We start from the raw sequence: 18738 nt of genomic DNA, 5'->3' as shown, positions 1-18738 counted from the left end.
AAGATTCCCCTGAGACCCAGACCAGGGGCACTCGTGGGCGCACGAACACCAAGAGGAGATCCGCGTGGCTCTCGACGCCGCTGTCAAGAAGCAGATCATGGCCGAGTTCGGCACCAAGGAGGGCGACACCGGCTCCCCCGAGGTCCAGGTCGCGATGCTGTCCCGCCGCATCTCGGACCTGACCGAGCACCTCAAGACCCACAAGCACGACCACCACTCCCGTCGTGGTCTGCTGATCCTGGTCGGCCAGCGCCGCCGCCTGCTGCAGTACCTGGCCAAGAAGGACATCCAGCGCTTCCGTACGCTGGTCGACCGCCTCGGCATCCGCCGCGGTGCGGCCGGCGGTGCCAAGTAAGGACGCCGTAGAGGGAGCGGTTCCCACTTTCAGGGGGCCGCTCCCTTTGCTGTACGTGCGAAAGGTGCGCAGCGGACCGTAGGCTGGTGGCACAACCGCACGCACAACAGCACAGACGAAGAGCGAGGAGCCGCCTGCTTCGCCGCCGGTCCTCGGTAGTGGCCCCCGGGCAAGAGACCCCGGGAGCTTCGATCGAAGACCGGCCCGCACCCAGCGCGCTTCTCCGCCTCCGTCGACACCGTCCCCGGCCACACGGGCCGATGGACGCAAAGACGAACACGTAGGAGAAACCGCTAGTGGAGAACGAGACCCACTACGCCGAGGCCGTCATCGACAACGGCACCTTCGGCACCCGCACCATCCGCTTCGAGACCGGCCGTCTGGCCAAGCAGGCCGCCGGCTCCGCCGTCGCCTACCTGGACGACGACACCATGGTCCTCTCGGCGACCACCGCCTCGAAGCGTCCCAAGGACCAGCTCGACTTCTTCCCCCTGACGGTGGACGTCGAGGAGCGGCAGTACGCGGCCGGCAAGATCCCCGGCTCCTTCTTCCGCCGTGAGGGCCGGCCCTCCGAGGACGCGATCCTCACCTGCCGCCTGATCGACCGCCCGCTGCGCCCCTCCTTCAAGAAGGGCCTGCGCAACGAGATCCAGATCGTCGAGACGATCATGGCGCTCAACCCCGAGCACCTGTACGACGTGGTCGCGATCAACGCGGCCTCCGCGTCGACGATCCTCGCGGGCCTGCCCTTCTCCGGCCCCATCGGCGCCACCCGCGTCGCCCTGATCAAGGGCCAGTGGGTCGCGTTCCCGACGCACACCGAGCTCGAGGACGCCGTCTTCGACATGGTCGTCGCCGGTCGCGTCCTGGAGGACGGCGACGTCGCGATCATGATGGTCGAGGCCGAGGCCACCGAGAAGACCATCGAGCTCGTCAAGGACGGCGCCGAGGCGCCGACCGAGGAGGTCGTCGCCGCCGGTCTCGAGGCCGCGAAGCCCTTCATCAAGGTCCTCTGCAAGGCCCAGTCGGACCTCGCCGCCAAGGCCGCCAAGCCCACCGGCGAGTTCCCGGTCTACCTCGACTACCAGGACGACGTCCTGGAGGCGCTGACCGCCGCCGTCAAGGGTGAGCTCGCCAAGGCGCTCACCATCGCGGGCAAGCAGGAGCGCGAGGCCGAGCTCGACCGCATCAAGGAGCTCGCCGCCGAGAAGCTCCTCCCGGCCTTCGAGGGCCGCGAGAAGGAGATCGGCGGTGCCTACCGCGCGCTGACCAAGAAGCTGGTCCGCGAGCGCGTCATCAAGGACAAGGTCCGCATCGACGGCCGTGGCCTGACGGACATCCGTACGCTCGCGGCCGAGGTCGAGGCCATCCCGCGCGTGCACGGCTCGGCGCTGTTCGAGCGTGGCGAGACCCAGATCCTGGGCGTCACCACCCTCAACATGCTCCGCATGGAGCAGCAGCTGGACACCCTCTCCCCGGTGACCCGCAAGCGCTACATGCACAACTACAACTTCCCGCCGTACTCCGTCGGTGAGACCGGCCGCGTGGGCTCGCCCAAGCGCCGCGAGATCGGCCACGGCGCGCTCGCCGAGCGCGCCATCGTGCCGGTGCTGCCGACCCGCGAGGAGTTCCCCTACGCGATCCGCCAGGTGTCCGAGGCCCTCGGCTCCAACGGCTCGACGTCGATGGGCTCGGTCTGCGCCTCCACCATGTCGCTGCTGAACGCCGGTGTGCCGCTCAAGGCCGCCGTCGCCGGCATCGCCATGGGCCTGATCTCCGAGGAGATCGACGGCCAGACGCACTACGTCGCCCTCACCGACATCCTCGGTGCGGAGGACGCCTTCGGCGACATGGACTTCAAGGTCGCCGGCACGAAGCAGTTCGTGACCGCGCTCCAGCTCGACACCAAGCTCGACGGCATCCCCGCCTCGGTCCTGGCCGCCGCGCTGAAGCAGGCCCGCGACGCGCGTCTGCACATCCTCGACGTGATGAACGAGGCGATCGACGTTCCGGACGAGATGTCCCCGAACGCGCCGCGCATCATCACCGTCAAGATCCCGGTGGACAAGATCGGTGAGGTCATCGGCCCCAAGGGCAAGATGATCAACCAGATCCAGGAGGACACCGGCGCCGAGATCACGATCGAGGACGACGGCACCATCTACATCGGTGCCCAGCAGGGCTCGCAGGCCGAGGCCGCCCGCGCCACGATCAACGGCATCGCCAACCCGACCATGCCGGAGGTCGGCGAGCGCTACCTGGGTACGGTCGTCAAGACCACCACCTTCGGTGCCTTCGTCTCCCTGCTCCCGGGCAAGGACGGCCTGCTGCACATCTCGCAGATCCGCAAGCTCGCCGGTGGCAAGCGCGTGGAGAACGTCGAGGACGTGCTGGCGATCGGCTCCAAGGTCCAGGTCGAGATCGCCGAGATCGACCAGCGCGGCAAGCTCTCCCTGATCCCCGTGATCGCGGACGAGGACGGCGCCGAGGGCGACAAGGACGACGCTGCCAAGTGACGTCCCGTAGTTCCCGCGCGACGGCCCGCCCCTCTTCGGAGGGGCGGGCCGTCGCCCGTACCCAAACGCTTCTCCCGGGCAGGGACGGCATCGGCACGGTCCGCCGCACCACCCTCCCCGGCGGCCTCCGGATCGTCACCGAGACCCTCCCCTCGGTACGCTCCGCCACCTTCGGCATCTGGGCGCACGTCGGCTCGCGCGACGAGACCCCCACGCTGAACGGTGCCACCCACTACCTCGAGCACCTCCTCTTCAAGGGCACCCACAAGCGGTCCGCCCTCGACATCTCGGCCTCGATCGACGCGGTCGGCGGCGAGATGAACGCCTTCACGGCGAAGGAGTACACCTGCTACTACGCCCGGGTCCTCGACACCGACCTGCCGCTGGCGATCGACGTCGTCTGCGACATGCTCACGGACTCGCTCATCCTCGACTCCGACGTGGACGCCGAACGCGGTGTGATCCTCGAGGAGATCGCGATGACCGAGGACGACCCCGGCGACATGGTGCACGACCTGTTCGCGCAGACCATGTTCGGCGACACCCCGCTGGGCCGCCCGGTCCTCGGCACCGTCGACACGATCAACGCGCTCACCCGGGACCAGGTCGCCCGCTTCTACAAGAAGCACTACGACCCGACCCACCTGGTCGTCGCCGCCGCGGGCAACGTCGACCACGCCACGGTGGTGCGCCAGGTCCGCCGCGCCTTCGAGAAGGCCGGCGCCCTCACCCGTACCGACGCCGTCCCGATCGCCCCGCGCGACGGACACCGCACCCTCCGCACCGCCGGCAGGGTGGAGCTGCTCGGCCGCCGGACCGAGCAGGCCCACGTGGTCCTCGGCATGCCGGGCCTGGCCCGCAACGACGAGCGCCGCTGGGCGCTCGGCGTGCTGAACACCGCCCTCGGCGGCGGCATGTCCTCCCGCCTCTTCCAGGAGGTCCGGGAGAAGCGCGGCCTGGCCTACAGCGTGTACTCGTACACCTCCGGCTTCGCCGACTGCGGCCTCTTCGGCGTGTACGCGGGCTGCCGGCCCAGCCAGGTCCACGACGTGCTGCGGATCTGCCGGGACGAGCTCGACAAGGTCGCCACCGACGGGCTCACCGACGACGAGATCGCCCGCGCCATCGGGCAGCTCTCCGGCTCGACCGTGCTCGGCCTGGAGGACACCGGCGCGCTGATGAACCGCATCGGCAAGAGCGAGCTGTGCTGGGGCACCCAGATGTCGGTCGACGACATGCTGACCCGGATCGCGGAAGTCACCCCCGACGACGTACGGGAAGTGGCCCGCGATGTACTGGAGCAGCGGCCCTCGCTCTCGGTGATCGGCCCGCTGAAGGACAAGCAGGCGGACCGCCTCCACCAAGCGGTCTCCTGACCCGTACCTCTCGTCACTAAGGAACCAGAGCTATGAGCAAGCTGCGCGTGGCGGTCCTCGGGGCCCAGGGCCGTATCGGCTCCGAGGCCGTCAAGGCCGTCCAGGCCGCCGAGGACATGGAACTGGTCGCGGCCCTCGGCCGCGGCGACAAGCTGGAGACCCTGGTCGAGGCGGACGCCCAGGTCGTGGTCGAGCTGACCACGCCCGCCTCGGTCATGGACAACCTCGACTTCTGCGTGCGCCACGGCATCCACGCGGTCGTCGGGACCACCGGCTGGACCGAGGAGCGCCTCGCGCAGCTGGACGGATGGCTCGCCGACTCCCCGGGGACCGGCGTCCTGATCGCCCCGAACTTCTCCATCGGGGCGGTCCTCACCATGAAGTTCGCGCAGATCGCGGCGCCGTACTTCGAGTCCGTCGAGGTCGTCGAGCTGCACCACCCGCACAAGGTGGACGCCCCCTCGGGCACCGCCACCCGCACCGCCCAGCTGATCGCCAAGGCCCGGGCCGAGGCCGGCCTGGGCGCCCAGCCGGACTCCACCGAGACCGGCGTCGAGGGGGCGCGCGGCGCCGACATCGACGGCGTGCGGGTCCACGCGGTGCGCCTGGCGGGCCTGCTGGCCCACCAGGAGGTGCTGCTCGGCGGCGAGGGCGAGACCCTGACGGTCCGTCATGACTCCCTGCACCACTCCAGCTTCATGCCGGGCATCCTGCTGGGCGCCCGCCGCGTGGTGACCACCCCGGGCCTCACGTTCGGCCTGGAACACTTCCTGGACCTGGGCTGACGTCATGGGCGGAAAGATCACGTACGTCTTCCTCGCCACCGTCCTCGTCCTCGTCTTCGGCGTGGTGGGGATGGAGGGCGTCCTGCTGTTGCTGACCGGCGAGCCGGCCGCGATGGGCATGGGCGCCGTGGCGTTCCTGCTGCCGCTGGTCGGCGCCTGGTTCCTGTGGAAGAACACCCGCTTCGCGCGCCGGGCCAACCGCCTGGCCGCGGAGCTGGACGCCGAGGGCGGGCTGCCCGTCGACGAGCTGAGGCGCACTCAGGGCGGCCGCGTCGACCGGGACTCGGCCGACGAGGTCTTCGCCCGGCGCAAGGCCGAGACGGAGGACTCGCCGGACGACTGGCGCTGCTGGTTCCGGCTGGCGGTGGCGTACCACGACGCCCGCGACACCCCGCGGGCCCGCCAGGCGATGCAGCGCGCGATCACGCTGCACGAAGTCGCCCGGACCGCGTCCTAGCGGGCGGCGGACCCGGCGTACTCCGCGTTCCAGGCCTCGACCGTGTCAGCGGCACGGTCGAAGGCCTCGACGCGCGAGAGGAAGTCCGCGTTGTGGTCGGTGAGCAGCAGGGTCTGCTCACCGCCATGGCGTACGAGCATCAGGGCCTGGCCCTGGACGGTGCGGGGGAGCCCCAGCCAGCGCACCGGCTGCTGGGCGGTGCGCACCTCGGAGACCTTCGGCCACGGCACGGTCCGGGTCGCGAAGAACGAGACCTGGCGCAGGCCGGCCCGGCTCACCCACACGCCCATGCGCAGCAGGCGCAGGGCGGCGGCGATGATCAGCGCGGCGACCCCGAAGGTGAACGCGGCGCCGCCGAGCGCTCCGGCGACGGCGATGATGACGGCGGCCAGCAGCACGAACGAGGCGAGCAGCAGCGCGAGCGCCGCCATTCCCACCCGCCACGGTCCGGGCCGGTACGGACGACGCCACTGATCGTGGTCGTCGAACGGCAGCGCGATGTCGTCGGTCGCGTCGAAAGCACGGTCGGCCGTCAGAAAGGGCAGGGGCACGACAGGTCCTCACTCACAAGCACGTTCGGTGGGCTGTGCCCGGTGAGGCTACCTCAGCGGCCGTCGGAAGCCTCGGACTGCTGCTGATGGCCGCCCGCGCTCCCCGACTGGAGGGAGGGCACACCGAAGACCAGCGATCCGACGAGGCCGGCCACCACGGTCAGCCCGATCAGCGTACGGCCCAGCACCTGTGACGGGGTGGGACGCTCGCGCGGCGGCGGAGTGACGTTACTGCGGAAGCGGTCGGACTCCGCGACGAACGCGAACGGGACGGCCTCTCGCCGGCGCAACATCAGGGTCACTCTCCTCGGACTCGGTGGTGATGACGTCTGTCACAGGTACAGACGAGCGAATCGGGGTTTTGGTGCCCTTTTTCATCAAAGCAGCCGAATCTCATCCTTGAGGAGGACGGGACGGGAGGGGGCCGGGAGGCGCTCGGGACCTGGCTAAAGTGGGCGACTGCAACGCCCCGACTGGAAGGACCGCCGGTGACCGACAGCCCCACCGAGAACCAGAAGATCGACTTCCGGAGCGACGTCACCGTCGACCTGGTCAAGAGCGCGGCCGGCGACTCGGACGTGCTGTGGGCGGCGCGGGTGTCCACCGCGGGAGAGCAGTCGCTGGAGGAGCTCCAGAAGGACCCCGAGCGCTCCAAGGGCCTGATCAACTACCTGATGCGGGACCGCCACGGCAGCCCCTTCGAGCACAACTCGATGACCTTCTTCATCAGCGCCCCGATCTTCGTCTTCCGCGAGTTCATGCGGCACCGGGTGGGCTGGTCGTACAACGAGGAATCCGGCCGCTACAGGGAGCTCCAGCCGGTCTTCTACGTCCCGGACACCTCCCGCAAGCTGGTCCAGGAGGGCCGTCCCGGCAAGTACGTCTTCGTCGAGGGCTCCCAGGCCCAGCACGAGCTCGTCGGCCGCGCCATGGAGGACTCGTACCGCCAGGCGTACGAGACCTACCAGGAGATGCTGGCCGCGGGCGTCGCCCGTGAGGTCGCCCGCTCGGTCCTCCCGGTCGGCCTGTACTCCTCGATGTACGCCACCTGCAACGCGCGCTCCCTGATGCACTTCCTCGGTCTGCGCACCCAGCACGAGCTCGCCGCGGTGCCCTCGTTCCCGCAGCGTGAGATCGAGATGGTGGGCGAGAAGATGGAAGAGCACTGGGCCAAGCTGATGCCGCTGACCTACGCGGCCTTCAACAAGAACGGCCGTGTGGCCCCATAGAGCACATAAGTACGAACTTCTCCCGCGAAGTGTCCGTATTGCGACGTTTCACGAAGTTCATCTAGGCTGATCAAACGGACCCGGCACTGCTTGAACCCCCGAGCAGGCAGTGCCGGGCTCCCTTTCTCACGTCCCCCTAGGGGACACCCGGCGCTGAGCAGCGAGTAGCGTGTTACCCATGGCTCCGATCTCCACTCCGCAGACCCCCTTCGGGCGGGTCCTCACCGCCATGGTCACGCCCTTCACGGCGGACGGCGCACTCGACCTCGACGGCGCCCAGCGACTCGCCTCCCACCTCGTGGACGCAGGCAACGACGGCCTGGTCGTCAACGGCACCACCGGCGAGTCCCCCACCACCACCGACGCGGAGAAATCGCAGCTCGTACGAGCCGTACTGGAGGCGGTCGGCGACCGCGCCCACGTGGTCGCCGGCATCGGCACCAACGACACCCACCACACGCTGGAGCTCGCCCGCGCCGCCGAGCGTGACGGCGCGCACGGCCTGCTCGCCGTCACGCCGTACTACAACAAGCCCCCGCAGGAGGGCCTGTACCGGCACTTCTCGGCCATCGCCGACGCCACCGAGCTCCCGGTGATGCTCTACGACATCCCCGGCCGCAGCGGCGTCCCGATCGACACCGAGACGATCGTCCGGCTCGCCGAGCACCCCCGGATCGTCGCCAACAAGGACGCCAAGGGCGACCTCGGCCGCGCCAGCTGGGCCATCGCACGCAGCGGCCTCGCCTGGTACTCCGGCGACGACATGCTCAACCTTCCGCTGCTCTCCGTGGGCGCCTGCGGCTTCGTCTCCGTGGTCGGCCACGTGGTCACCCCGGAACTCCGCGCCCTCCTGGAGGCCCACCTGGCCGGCGACGTCCAGAAGGCCACCGAGATCCACCAACGGCTGCTCCCGGTCTTCACCGGCATGTTCCGCACCCAGGGCGTCATCACCACCAAGGCCGCCCTCGCCCTCCAGGGCCTCCCGTCCGGCCCCCTGCGGCTCCCGCTCGTGGAGCTGAGCGACGAGGAGACCGCCCAGCTCAGGCTGGACCTCGCCGCCGGCGGGGTAGAGCTCTGAGACACGACTTCACAACTGAAGAGACGTAACTGAAAAAACACACAGCAAGTGCACGAATGTCATGCGCGCCACGTGCCCGAGCCGGCACGTGGCGCGTGTGGTGAGGAGAGACTTTGAGCCATCCGCATCCCGAACTCGGCACCCCGCCGAAGCTGCCCAAGGGCGGCCTGCGCGTCACCCCGCTCGGTGGGCTGGGTGAGATCGGCCGGAACATGACGGTCTTCGAGTTCGACGGCCGTCTGCTGATCGTCGACTGCGGCGTCCTCTTCCCCGAGGAGGAGCAGCCGGGCGTCGACCTGATCCTGCCCGATTTCACCACCATCCAGGACCGCCTCGACGACATCGAGGGCATCGTCCTGACGCACGGCCACGAGGACCACATCGGTGGCGTGCCGTACCTGCTCCGCATGAAGCAGGACATCCCGCTCATCGGCTCCAAGCTGACCCTGGCCCTCATCGAGGCCAAGCTCCAGGAGCACCGGATCCGCCCGTACACCCTCGAGGTGGCCGAAGGCGACCGCGAGCGGCTCGGCCCCTTCGACTGCGAGTTCATCGCCGTCAACCACTCCATCCCCGACGCGCTGGCCGTCGCCATCCGCACCCCCGCGGGCATGGTCGTCCACACCGGCGACTTCAAGATGGACCAGCTGCCGCTGGACAACCGCCTCACGGACCTGCACGCCTTCGCGCGCCTGAGCGAGGAGGGCATCGACCTCCTGCTCACGGACTCGACGAACGCCGAGGTCCCGGGCTTCACGGCACACGAGCGCGACATCTCCAACGTCCTGCGCAACGTCTTCGCCAACGCCCAGAAGCGCATCATCGTGGCCAGCTTCGCCAGCCACGTGCACCGCATCCAGCAGATCCTGGACGCCGCCCACGAGTACGGCCGCAGGGTCGCCTTCGTCGGCCGCTCCATGGTCCGCAACATGGGCATCGCCCGTGACCTGGGCTACCTGAAGGTCCCCGCCGGTCTGGTCGTGGACGTGAAGACGCTGGACGACCTGCCGGACGACGAGGTCGTGCTGGTCTGTACGGGTTCCCAGGGCGAGCCGATGGCCGCCCTGTCCCGGATGGCCAACCGCGACCACCAGATCCGGATCGTCCCCGGCGACACGGTCATCCTGGCCTCGTCCCTGATCCCGGGCAACGAGAACGCGGTCTACCGCGTGATCAACGGCCTGACCCGCTGGGGCGCCAACGTCGTCCACAAGGGCAACGCCAAGGTCCACGTCTCGGGCCACGCCTCGGCCGGCGAGCTGCTGTACTTCTACAACATCTGCAAGCCGAAGAACCTGATGCCGGTCCACGGCGAGTGGCGCCACCTGCGCGCCAACGCCGAGCTCGGCGCCATGACGGGTGTCCCCAAGGACCACATCGTCATCGCCGAGGACGGCGTCGTCGTCGACCTGGTCGACGGCCGCGCCCGGATCACCGGCAAGGTCCAGGCGGGCTACGTGTACGTCGACGGCCTCTCGGTCGGCGACGTCACCGAGTCCTCCCTGAAGGACCGCCGCATCCTCGGCGAGGAGGGCATCATCTCGGTCTTCGTGGTCGTGGACTCCTCGACCGGCAAGATCGTCAGCGGCCCGAACATCCACGCCCGGGGCTCCGGCATCGAGGACTCCGCCTTCGACGCGGTGCTCCCCAAGGTCGACCAGGCCCTGAACAAGTCCGCCCAGGACGGCGTGCTCGAGCCCCACCAGCTCCAGCAGCTGATCCGCCGCACGGTCGGCAAGTGGGTGTCGGACACCTACCGCCGCCGTCCGATGATCCTCCCGGTGGTCGTGGAGGTCTGACGGACCGGCACGGACCAGGACGTACCAGGAGCGGGGCGCCTCGATTTGCATCGGGGCGCCCCGCTCCAGTACGTTTACGGCTCCGCCAGAACGGGAACCGCCGAGCGCCGCAGTGCGCCGGTACGGAAACCGGGAGGCGGGAAAACCGGCTCAGAACTTCTGATAAAGTCGGAACGCGCCGGAAGGCCCCGAGAAAAACAAATTCGGGACCGGAAAGCACCGAGGAAATCGGATCGGAAAGATCTGATAGAGTCGGAAACGCAAGGACGAAGGAAGCGCCCGGAGGAAAGCCCGAGAGGGTAAGTACAAAGGAAGCGTCCGCACCTTGAGAACTCAACAGCGTGCCAAAAATCAACGCCAGATTAGTTGATACCCCGTCCATCTTCGGATGGTCGAGGTTCCTTTGAAAAAGTCCACCCTCCGGGGTGGCACACAGCGAGGACGCTGTGGACAGCAGGCCCTATTCCGGCTTGTCTGTCCCGCTCAACGCGAGTGTCTAGCCGGATTACCGGCAAACATTCACGGAGAGTTTGATCCTGGCTCAGGACGAACGCTGGCGGCGTGCTTAACACATGCAAGTCGAACGATGAAGCCCTTCGGGGTGGATTAGTGGCGAACGGGTGAGTAACACGTGGGCAATCTGCCCTTCACTCTGGGACAAGCCCTGGAAACGGGGTCTAATACCGGATACGACCTGCCGAGGCATCTCGGCGGGTGGAAAGCTCCGGCGGTGAAGGATGAGCCCGCGGCCTATCAGCTTGTTGGTGAGGTAACGGCTCACCAAGGCGACGACGGGTAGCCGGCCTGAGAGGGCGACCGGCCACACTGGGACTGAGACACGGCCCAGACTCCTACGGGAGGCAGCAGTGGGGAATATTGCACAATGGGCGAAAGCCTGATGCAGCGACGCCGCGTGAGGGATGACGGCCTTCGGGTTGTAAACCTCTTTCAGCAGGGAAGAAGCGAAAGTGACGGTACCTGCAGAAGAAGCGCCGGCTAACTACGTGCCAGCAGCCGCGGTAATACGTAGGGCGCAAGCGTTGTCCGGAATTATTGGGCGTAAAGAGCTCGTAGGCGGCTTGTCACGTCGGGTGTGAAAGCCCGGGGCTTAACCCCGGGTCTGCATCCGATACGGGCAGGCTAGAGTGTGGTAGGGGAGATCGGAATTCCTGGTGTAGCGGTGAAATGCGCAGATATCAGGAGGAACACCGGTGGCGAAGGCGGATCTCTGGGCCATTACTGACGCTGAGGAGCGAAAGCGTGGGGAGCGAACAGGATTAGATACCCTGGTAGTCCACGCCGTAAACGTTGGGAACTAGGTGTTGGCGACATTCCACGTCGTCGGTGCCGCAGCTAACGCATTAAGTTCCCCGCCTGGGGAGTACGGCCGCAAGGCTAAAACTCAAAGGAATTGACGGGGGCCCGCACAAGCAGCGGAGCATGTGGCTTAATTCGACGCAACGCGAAGAACCTTACCAAGGCTTGACATATACCGGAAAGCATTAGAGATAGTGCCCCCCTTGTGGTCGGTATACAGGTGGTGCATGGCTGTCGTCAGCTCGTGTCGTGAGATGTTGGGTTAAGTCCCGCAACGAGCGCAACCCTTGTCCTGTGTTGCCAGCATGCCCTTCGGGGTGATGGGGACTCACAGGAGACCGCCGGGGTCAACTCGGAGGAAGGTGGGGACGACGTCAAGTCATCATGCCCCTTATGTCTTGGGCTGCACACGTGCTACAATGGCCGGTACAAAGAGCTGCGATGCCGCGAGGCGGAGCGAATCTCAAAAAGCCGGTCTCAGTTCGGATTGGGGTCTGCAACTCGACCCCATGAAGTCGGAGTTGCTAGTAATCGCAGATCAGCATTGCTGCGGTGAATACGTTCCCGGGCCTTGTACACACCGCCCGTCACGTCACGAAAGTCGGTAACACCCGAAGCCGGTGGCCCAACCCCTTGTGGGAGGGAGCTGTCGAAGGTGGGACTGGCGATTGGGACGAAGTCGTAACAAGGTAGCCGTACCGGAAGGTGCGGCTGGATCACCTCCTTTCTAAGGAGCACAGTACCGATTGCAGGCAAACGTTCTGCACGGTCAGCTCATGGGTGGAACGTTGATTAGTTGGCACGATCTTGAGGATCCTTCACCAGTACTGCTTCGGCGTGGAACGTGACGAGATTTCAACGGATCGTGCTTGGCACGTTGTTGGGTATCTGAGGGTACGGCCGGTTGGTCGAACCTTCGCGATGCCGGCCCCAGTGAACTCACCGCTTCTGTGGTGGGGTGATGGGTGGCTGGTCGTTGCTTGAGAACTACACAGTGGACGCGAGCATCTGTGGCCAAGTTTTTAAGGGCGCACGGTGGATGCCTTGGCACCAGGAACCGATGAAGGACGTGGGAGGCCACGATAGTCCCCGGGGAGCCGTCAACCAGGCTTTGATCCGGGGGTTTCCGAATGGGGAAACCCGGCAGTCGTCATGGGCTGTCACCCATGCCTGAACACATAGGGCATGTGGAGGGAACGAGGGGAAGTGAAACATCTCAGTACCCTCAGGAAGAGAAAACAACCGTGATTCCGGGAGTAGTGGCGAGCGAAACCGGATGAGGCCAAACCGTATGCGTGTGAGACCCGGCAGGGGTTGCGCATGCGGGGTTGTGGGATCTCTTTTTCACAGTCTGCCGGCTGTGAGACGAGTCAGAAACCGTATGGATAGGCGAAGGACATGCGAAAGGTCCGGCGTAGAGGGTAAGACCCCCGTAGCTGAAATTCATGCGGCTCGTTTAAGAGACACCCAAGTAGCACGGGGCCCGAGAAATCCCGTGTGAATCTGGCGGGACCACCCGCTAAGCCTAAATATTCCCTGGTGACCGATAGCGGATAGTACCGTGAGGGAATGGTGAAAAGTACCGCGGGAGCGGAGTGAAATAGTACCTGAAACCGTGTGCCTACAAGCCGTGGGAGCGTCGGACATAGCTTGCTATGTCTCGTGACTGCGTGCCTTTTGAAGAATGAGCCTGCGAGTTTGCGGTGTGTTGCGAGGTTAACCCGTGTGGGGAAGCCGTAGCGAAAGCGAGTCCGAATAGGGCGATTCAGTAGCACGCTCAAGACCCGAAGCGGAGTGATCTAGCCATGGGCAGGTTGAAGCGGAGGTAAGACTTCGTGGAGGACCGAACCCACCAGGGTTGAAAACCTGGGGGATGACCTGTGGTTAGGGGTGAAAGGCCAATCAAACTCCGTGATAGCTGGTTCTCCCCGAAATGCATTTAGGTGCAGCGTCGTGTGTTTCTTGCCGGAGGTAGAGCACTGGATAGGCGATGGGCCCTACCGGGTTACTGACCTTAGCCAAACTCCGAATGCCGGTAAGTGAGAGCACGGCAGTGAGACTGTGGGGGATAAGCTCCATGGTCGAGAGGGAAACAGCCCAGAGCATCGACTAAGGCCCCTAAGCGTACGCTAAGTGGGAAAGGATGTGGAGTCGCAGAGACAACCAGGAGGTTGGCTTAGAAGCAGCCACCCTTGAAAGAGTGCGTAATAGCTCACTGGTCAAGTGATTCCGCGCCGACAATGTAGCGGGGCTCAAGCGTACCGCCGAAGTCGTGTCATTGCAGCAATAAGCCCCAACGGGTGCTGTGATGGGTAGGGGAGCGTCGTGTGCCGGGTGAAGCAGCCGCGGAAGCGAGTTGTGGACGGTTCACGAGTGAGAATGCAGGCATGAGTAGCGATACACACGTGAGAAACGTGTGCGCCGATTGACTAAGGGTTCCTGGGTCAAGCTGATCTGCCCAGGGTAAGTCGGGACCTAAGGCGAGGCCGACAGGCGTAGTCGATGGACAACCGGTTGATATTCCGGTACCCGCTTTGAAACGCCCAATATCGAGCCCATTAATGCTAAGGCCGTGAAGCCGCCCCGGAGCCTTCGGGCAAAGGGGAGTGGTGGAGCCGCTGACCCAAGGTGGTAGTAGGTAAGCGATGGGGTGACGCAGGAAGGTAGTCCAGCCCGGGCGGTGGTTGTCCCGGGGTAAGGGTGTAGGCCGTGTGATAGGCAAATCCGTCACACATTAAGGCTGAGACCTGATGCCGAGCCGATTGTGGTGAAGTGGATGATCCTATGCTGTCGAGAAAAGCCTCTAGCGAGTTTCATGGCGGCCCGTACCCTAAACCGACTCAGGTGGTCAGGTAGAGAATACCGAGGCGTTCGGGTGAACTATGGTTAAGGAACTCGGCAAAATGCCCCCGTAACTTCGGGAGAAGGGGGGCCATCACTGGTGATCGGATTTACTCCGTGAGCTGGGGGTGGCCGCAGAGACCAGCGAGAAGCGACTGTTTACTAAAAACACAGGTCCGTGCGAAGCCGTAAGGCGATGTATACGGACTGACGCCTGCCCGGTGCTGGAACGTTAAGGGGACCGGTTAGCTCTGTTTCGACAGGGCGAAGCTGAGAACTTAAGCGCCAGTAAACGGCGGTGGTAACTATAACCATCCTAAGGTAGCGAAATTCCTTGTCGGGTAAGTTCCGACCTGCACGAATGGCGTAACGACTTCTCGACTGTCTCAACCATAGGCCCGGTGAAATTGCACTACGAGTAAAGATGCTCGTTTCGCGCAGCAGGACGGAAAGACCCCGGGACCTTTACTACAGTTTGATATTGGTGTTCGGTTCGGCTTGTGTAGGATAGGTGGGAGACTTTGAAGCCGTGACGCCAGTCATGGTGGAGTCGCCGTTGAAATACCACTCTGGTCGTGCTGGATGTCTAACCTCGGTCCGTGATCCGGATCAGGGACAGTGTCTGATGGGTAGTTTAACTGGGGCGGTTGCCTCCCAAAGGGTAACGGAGGCGCCCAAAGGTTCCCTCAGCCTGGTTGGCAATCAGGTGTTGAGTGTAAGTGCACAAGGGAGCTTGACTGTGAGACCGACGGGTCGAGCAGGGACGAAAGTCGGGACTAGTGATCCGGCGGTGGCTTGTGGAAGCGCCGTCGCTCAACGGATAAAAGGTACCCCGGGGATAACAGGCTGATCTTCCCCAAGAGTCCATATCGACGGGATGGTTTGGCACCTCGATGTCGGCTCGTCGCATCCTGGGGCTGGAGTCGGTCCCAAGGGTTGGGCTGTTCGCCCATTAAAGCGGTACGCGAGCTGGGTTTAGAACGTCGTGAGACAGTTCGGTCCCTATCCGCTGTGCGCGTAGGAATATTGAGAAGGGCTGTCCCTAGTACGAGAGGACCGGGACGGACGAACCTCTGGTGTGCCAGTTGTCCTGCCAAGGGCATGGCTGGTTGGCTACGTTCGGGAGGGATAACCGCTGAAAGCATCTAAGCGGGAAGCCTGCTTCGAGATGAGTATTCCCACCTCCTTGAGAGGGTAAGGCTCCCAGTAGACGACTGGGTTGATAGGCCGGATGTGGAAGCCCAGTAATGGGTGGAGCTGACCGGTACTAATAGGCCGAGGGCTTGTCCTCAGTTGCTCGCGTCCACTGTGTTAGTTCTGAAGTAACGAACTCGCCCCTCCTGTGGGGGGTGCGGCTTGAGTTCAACTTCATAGTGTTTCGGTGGTCATAGCGTTAGGGAAACGCCCGGTTACATTCCGAACCCGGAAGCTAAGCCTTTCAGCGCCGATGGTACTGCAGGGGGGACCCTGTGGGAGAGTAGGACGCCGCCGAACACCCCGCCCTTTTAGCTCAGTCGGCAGAGCGTCTCCATGGTAAGGAGAAGGTCAACGGTTCGATTCCGTTAAAGGGCTCAGAGAAAAGGCCCCCGCCATCAGGCGGGGGCCTTTTTGCGTTCCCGGGATCCGGGAGAAGAGAAGAAGGGCCCCTGGCGGGGCCCTTCTCGTGTCGGGTCAGCGGTTGTGCGGCTCCGGGATGCGGAGGGCCAGGATGGCCATGTCGTCCGAGGCCGGCTCCTGGGCGAAGCGCTCGACCGCCCGCAGCACCCGGGAGGCGACCGCGCCGGCCGTCAGGCCCGTACAGGACCTGAGGACCTCGGTGAGGCCGTCGTCGCCCAGCATGCGGGTGCCCTCGCGGCGTTCGGTGACGCCGTCCGTGACGCACAGGAGGACGTCGCCCGGGTCCAGGGTGACCGTCTGCTCGTAGAGCTCCAGGTCCTCCATGACGCCGAGGAGGGGCTGCGGGTCCGCCGCGGGGCGCACTCGGCCGTCCTGGCTGAGGCGGAGCGGCAGCGGGTGGCCGGCGCACACGACCTTCAGGACCGCCGAGCCGTCCTCCTGGGGGCGCATCTCGCCGTACAGGAGCGTGAGGAAGCGGCTGCGGGCGCCCTCGTCGAGGATCGCCGCGTTGAGGCGCTCCAGGACGGCCGGGCCGCCGAAGCCCTCGCGGGCCAGCAGGCGCAGGGCGTGCCGGGCCAGACCGGTCACGGCGGCGGCCTCCGGGCCCGTACCGCACACGTCGCCGATGGCGAAGCCGTACGCGCCGTCGCGGATCGGGAAGAGGTCGTAGAAGTCGCCGCCGACCTCGTTGCCCTCGCCGGCCGCGCGGTAGATGACGTCGACCTCGACGCCGGGGATCTCGGGGAGACCGGGCGGCAGCAGGCTGCGCTGGAGGGAGCGGCTGATGGCCGTGCGCTCCGAGTACAGGCGGGCGTTGTCCAGGGCCAGGGCGGCCCGGCGGGAGAGGTCCTCGGCGAGTTCCAGGATCTCCTGGCGGAAGTGGTCGTCCGAGGGCTTGCCGAGGGTCAGCATGCCGATGACGCGGTTGCGGGCCACGAGCGGCAGGACCACGGTCTCGCCGCCGACGGCCGTGGCGGTCGCGAGGGCCGTGTGGATGCCGGAGGACACCGGGCCCGCGGGGCCGTCGAGTTCGCGCATCGAGGCGCTGAGCGCCGCGCGGTGGGCGGCGTCGCCGGGGGCGGTCCACACCCGGGCGCCGGGCGTCGTCACCGGGTCGGGCGGGGAGATCGAGGAGAGCAGGGCCTTCAGGCCGTCGATGAGGTCCTCGTCCTCGTGCAGCACATAGGAGAGGTAGGGGTCGGAGGCCTGGTCCGCGATGGTGTAGACGGCGCACCAGGTGGCCAGGGTCGGGACCGTCATCTGGGCCATCAGGGCCAGGGTCTGGTCCCGGTCGAGGGTGCCGGCCAGGAGGTCGGAGGCCTCGACGAGGAAGCTGAGGGAGCCGCGGCGGAGGCGTTCGAGCTCGCCGAGTCGGGCGGACTCGACGGCGAGTGCGATCCGGTCGGCGGCGAACTGGAGGCGCAGGGCCTCCTCGTTGGAGTAGCGGTTGGCGCCTTCGGCGGCGACGCCGAGGGAGCCGGTGAGGCGGCCCTCGACCTTGAGGGGGACCGTGACGACCGAGCGCATGCCGGTGCCTTCGAGGAGCGGCACGGCGCCGGGGACGGCGGCCAGGTCCTCGTGGACGGCGGGCATGCGGGCGGAGCCGTAGCGGCTGGCGCCGGTCTCCACGGGGACGCGGGCGAAGCGCTGGCGGGCGGAGGGCAGGCCCGTGGTGGCCCGTACCTCCAGTTCGGTCTCGTCGTCGGTGGCGAGGAGGAGGAAGGCGGAGTCCCCGTCGAGCATGTCGCGGGCGCGTTCGACTGTGCGCTGGAGCAGGCCGTCGAGGTCGTCGGGGGCGGGGGAGCCGATGAAGACCTCGAACGGGTCGGTCGCGGTGCGGCTCTCGGGCCCGGTCTCGGAGGCGGCGGGGCGCTGGGGGGTCTGGAGGACGGCGCGCTCGTACTCGCGGACGAGGAGGCAGACCGTGGAGGGCTCGCCCTGGGCGTCGCGGACGCGCAGGTGGGAGGCGTAGACGGGGATGACGCGGCCGTCGGCGCAGCGGATGCCGTAGCTGCCCTCCCAGCGGGAGAAGCGCAGGGCCTCGGCGAGGCCGGTGCCGATGCCGGGGGTGTGGGGCCAGGCGGCCAGGTCGCCGAGGGGCTTGCCGGTGACCTGCTCGGAGCCGTAGCCGAAGAGTTCCTCGGCGTCCTCGTTCCAGGCGGCGATGGCGCCGCCGCGGTCGATCTGGACGACGGCGACGCGGACCCGGCTCTCGGTGACCGGGAGCAGCGGATCGGGCAGCACGGGGCCGGCGGAGCGGGTGCCGACGGGCCGCTCGGGCAGGTCCAGGTGGAACCAGACGTGTTTGCGGGTGGGGCTGTACTCGACGCCCCAGCGGGTGGCGAGGGCGGCGCACAGCAGCAGTCCGCGGCCGTTCTCGCGGTCGGGCCCGGTCATGGACCGGCCCTGCTGGACGGGGATCTCGCGCTCGGGGTAGCGGTCGGCCACCTCGATGCGGACGCCGTCGTCGGCGCGCAGGCACAGGACGTCGGCGGCGGTGCCGGCGTGGATGACGGCGTTGGTGACGAGTTCGCTGGTGAGGACGACGGCGTCGTCGACGACCTCGGCGTACCCCCAGCCCTGGAGGGTGTCCCGTACGAAGGCCCGGGCGGACGCGACGGACCTCCCTACGGGATCGAAACTGGCAGCCGCCCGCGCGGTGATCACTGAACTCCTCGTACGCGTCTCGACACCCGGCTCCGCCATGGTCGGTCTGCCCCTCCCGCTGCCCGTGCTTCTTTCCGGCCGTCCGCACCGACCCCCCGCCGGGCGGACCGGGGCGGGTGGACAGCCGCATGCCAGGTTACTTACCTTCGC

11 protein-coding genes, 1 tRNA gene and 3 rRNA genes are annotated in these 18738 nt (G+C 66.5%); 12 read left to right on the top strand and 3 right to left on the bottom strand.

Annotation, left to right across the window (positions count from 1 at the left end; genetic code table 11):
- The first annotated feature begins 64 nt into the window (after nt 1-64).
- The 5 genes from rpsO (at nt 65) to ABD981_RS36660 (ending at nt 5489) form a co-directional block, all read left to right on the top strand.
- Nucleotides 65-355 carry a 30S ribosomal protein S15 gene (rpsO, locus tag ABD981_RS36680; protein ID WP_128976159.1) on the top strand — a complete coding sequence of 97 codons (291 nt, stop codon included), beginning with the start codon at nt 65-67 and terminating at the stop codon, nt 353-355.
- A 296-nt stretch (nt 356-651) separates the two neighbouring features.
- A complete protein-coding gene (locus ABD981_RS36675) occupies nt 652-2871 on the top strand; it encodes a polyribonucleotide nucleotidyltransferase (protein WP_345530539.1) in 2220 nt (739 codons plus the stop codon).
- Nucleotides 2868-4247: a M16 family metallopeptidase gene (locus tag ABD981_RS36670; protein WP_345530538.1), complete on the top strand. Its 1380-nt coding sequence runs from the start codon at nt 2868-2870 to the stop codon at nt 4245-4247. The genes ABD981_RS36675 and ABD981_RS36670 overlap by 4 nt, the downstream gene beginning before the upstream one ends.
- Before the next feature lie 32 nt (nt 4248-4279).
- Nucleotides 4280-5032 (top strand): 4-hydroxy-tetrahydrodipicolinate reductase, encoded by a 753-nt coding sequence (gene dapB / locus ABD981_RS36665; protein WP_345530537.1) that lies wholly within the window; start codon nt 4280-4282, stop codon nt 5030-5032.
- Between the two features lie 4 nt (nt 5033-5036).
- Nucleotides 5037-5489, top strand: coding sequence for a hypothetical protein (locus ABD981_RS36660; RefSeq protein ID WP_345530536.1), 453 nt, complete (start codon nt 5037-5039; stop codon nt 5487-5489).
- Here ABD981_RS36660 and ABD981_RS36655 read toward each other — a convergent pair.
- Both ABD981_RS36655 and ABD981_RS36650 read right to left on the bottom strand, forming a co-directional pair.
- Nucleotides 5486-6040: a PH domain-containing protein gene (locus tag ABD981_RS36655; protein ID WP_345530535.1), complete on the bottom strand. Its 555-nt coding sequence runs from the start codon at nt 6038-6040 to the stop codon at nt 5486-5488. The genes ABD981_RS36660 and ABD981_RS36655 overlap by 4 nt on opposite strands.
- A 53-nt stretch (nt 6041-6093) precedes the next feature.
- The gene (locus ABD981_RS36650; RefSeq protein WP_345530534.1) at nt 6094-6333 is read right to left on the bottom strand and encodes a hypothetical protein; all 240 of its coding nucleotides are present in this window, start codon (nt 6331-6333) and stop codon (nt 6094-6096) included.
- A 195-nt stretch (nt 6334-6528) separates the two neighbouring features.
- On the opposite strand from ABD981_RS36650, the gene thyX reads away from it, so the two are divergent.
- From thyX to ABD981_RS36615, 7 genes are all read left to right on the top strand, one after another.
- The gene (gene thyX / locus ABD981_RS36645) at nt 6529-7269 is read left to right on the top strand and encodes an FAD-dependent thymidylate synthase (protein WP_345530533.1); all 741 of its coding nucleotides are present in this window, start codon (nt 6529-6531) and stop codon (nt 7267-7269) included.
- Nucleotides 7270-7447: 178 nt separating this feature from the next.
- Complete coding sequence (gene dapA, locus ABD981_RS36640; RefSeq protein WP_345530532.1) at nt 7448-8347, top strand: 4-hydroxy-tetrahydrodipicolinate synthase; 900 nt, start codon at nt 7448-7450, stop codon at nt 8345-8347.
- A 113-nt stretch (nt 8348-8460) separates the two neighbouring features.
- On the top strand, nt 8461-10146 hold the full coding sequence (locus ABD981_RS36635) for a ribonuclease J (protein ID WP_345530531.1): 1686 nt from the start codon (nt 8461-8463) through the stop codon (nt 10144-10146).
- Nucleotides 10147-10664: 518 nt separating this feature from the next.
- A 16S ribosomal RNA gene (locus tag ABD981_RS36630) occupies nt 10665-12190 on the top strand.
- A gap of 285 nt (nt 12191-12475) precedes the next feature.
- A 23S ribosomal RNA gene (locus tag ABD981_RS36625) occupies nt 12476-15595 on the top strand.
- A gap of 86 nt (nt 15596-15681) precedes the next feature.
- Nucleotides 15682-15798, top strand: a 5S ribosomal RNA gene (gene rrf, locus ABD981_RS36620).
- Together the 16S, 23S and 5S rRNA genes with 1 tRNA gene alongside form the textbook arrangement of a ribosomal RNA operon.
- Before the next feature lie 5 nt (nt 15799-15803).
- Nucleotides 15804-15876, top strand: a tRNA-Thr gene (locus ABD981_RS36615).
- Nucleotides 15877-15975: 99 nt separating this feature from the next.
- On the opposite strand, the gene ABD981_RS36610 is transcribed toward ABD981_RS36615, so the two are convergent.
- Nucleotides 15976-18627, bottom strand: coding sequence for a SpoIIE family protein phosphatase (locus ABD981_RS36610; protein WP_046911766.1), 2652 nt, complete (start codon nt 18625-18627; stop codon nt 15976-15978).
- Nucleotides 18628-18738 lie beyond the last annotated feature (111 nt).

The sequence above is a fragment of the Streptomyces showdoensis genome (genome assembly GCF_039535475.1).
GTDB classification, from domain to species: domain Bacteria; phylum Actinomycetota; class Actinomycetes; order Streptomycetales; family Streptomycetaceae; genus Streptomyces; species Streptomyces showdoensis.
Note: the sequence above shows the minus strand (reverse complement) of the source record. Positions and strands in the feature narration are given on the sequence as shown.

What these genes read in the sequence shown, in the direction of transcription:
- dapB (WP_345530537.1), top strand. Translation starts at nt 4,280, where the DNA reads ATGAGCAAGCTGCGCGTGGCGGTCCTCGGGGCCCAGGGCCGTATCGGC.
- ABD981_RS36660 (WP_345530536.1), top strand. Translation starts at nt 5,037, where the DNA reads ATGGGCGGAAAGATCACGTACGTCTTCCTCGCCACCGTCCTCGTCCTC.
- ABD981_RS36650 (WP_345530534.1), bottom strand. Translation starts at nt 6,333, where the DNA reads ATGTTGCGCCGGCGAGAGGCCGTCCCGTTCGCGTTCGTCGCGGAGTCC.
- dapA (WP_345530532.1), top strand. Translation starts at nt 7,448, where the DNA reads ATGGCTCCGATCTCCACTCCGCAGACCCCCTTCGGGCGGGTCCTCACC.
- ABD981_RS36610 (WP_046911766.1), bottom strand. Translation starts at nt 18,627, where the DNA reads ATGGCGGAGCCGGGTGTCGAGACGCGTACGAGGAGTTCAGTGATCACC.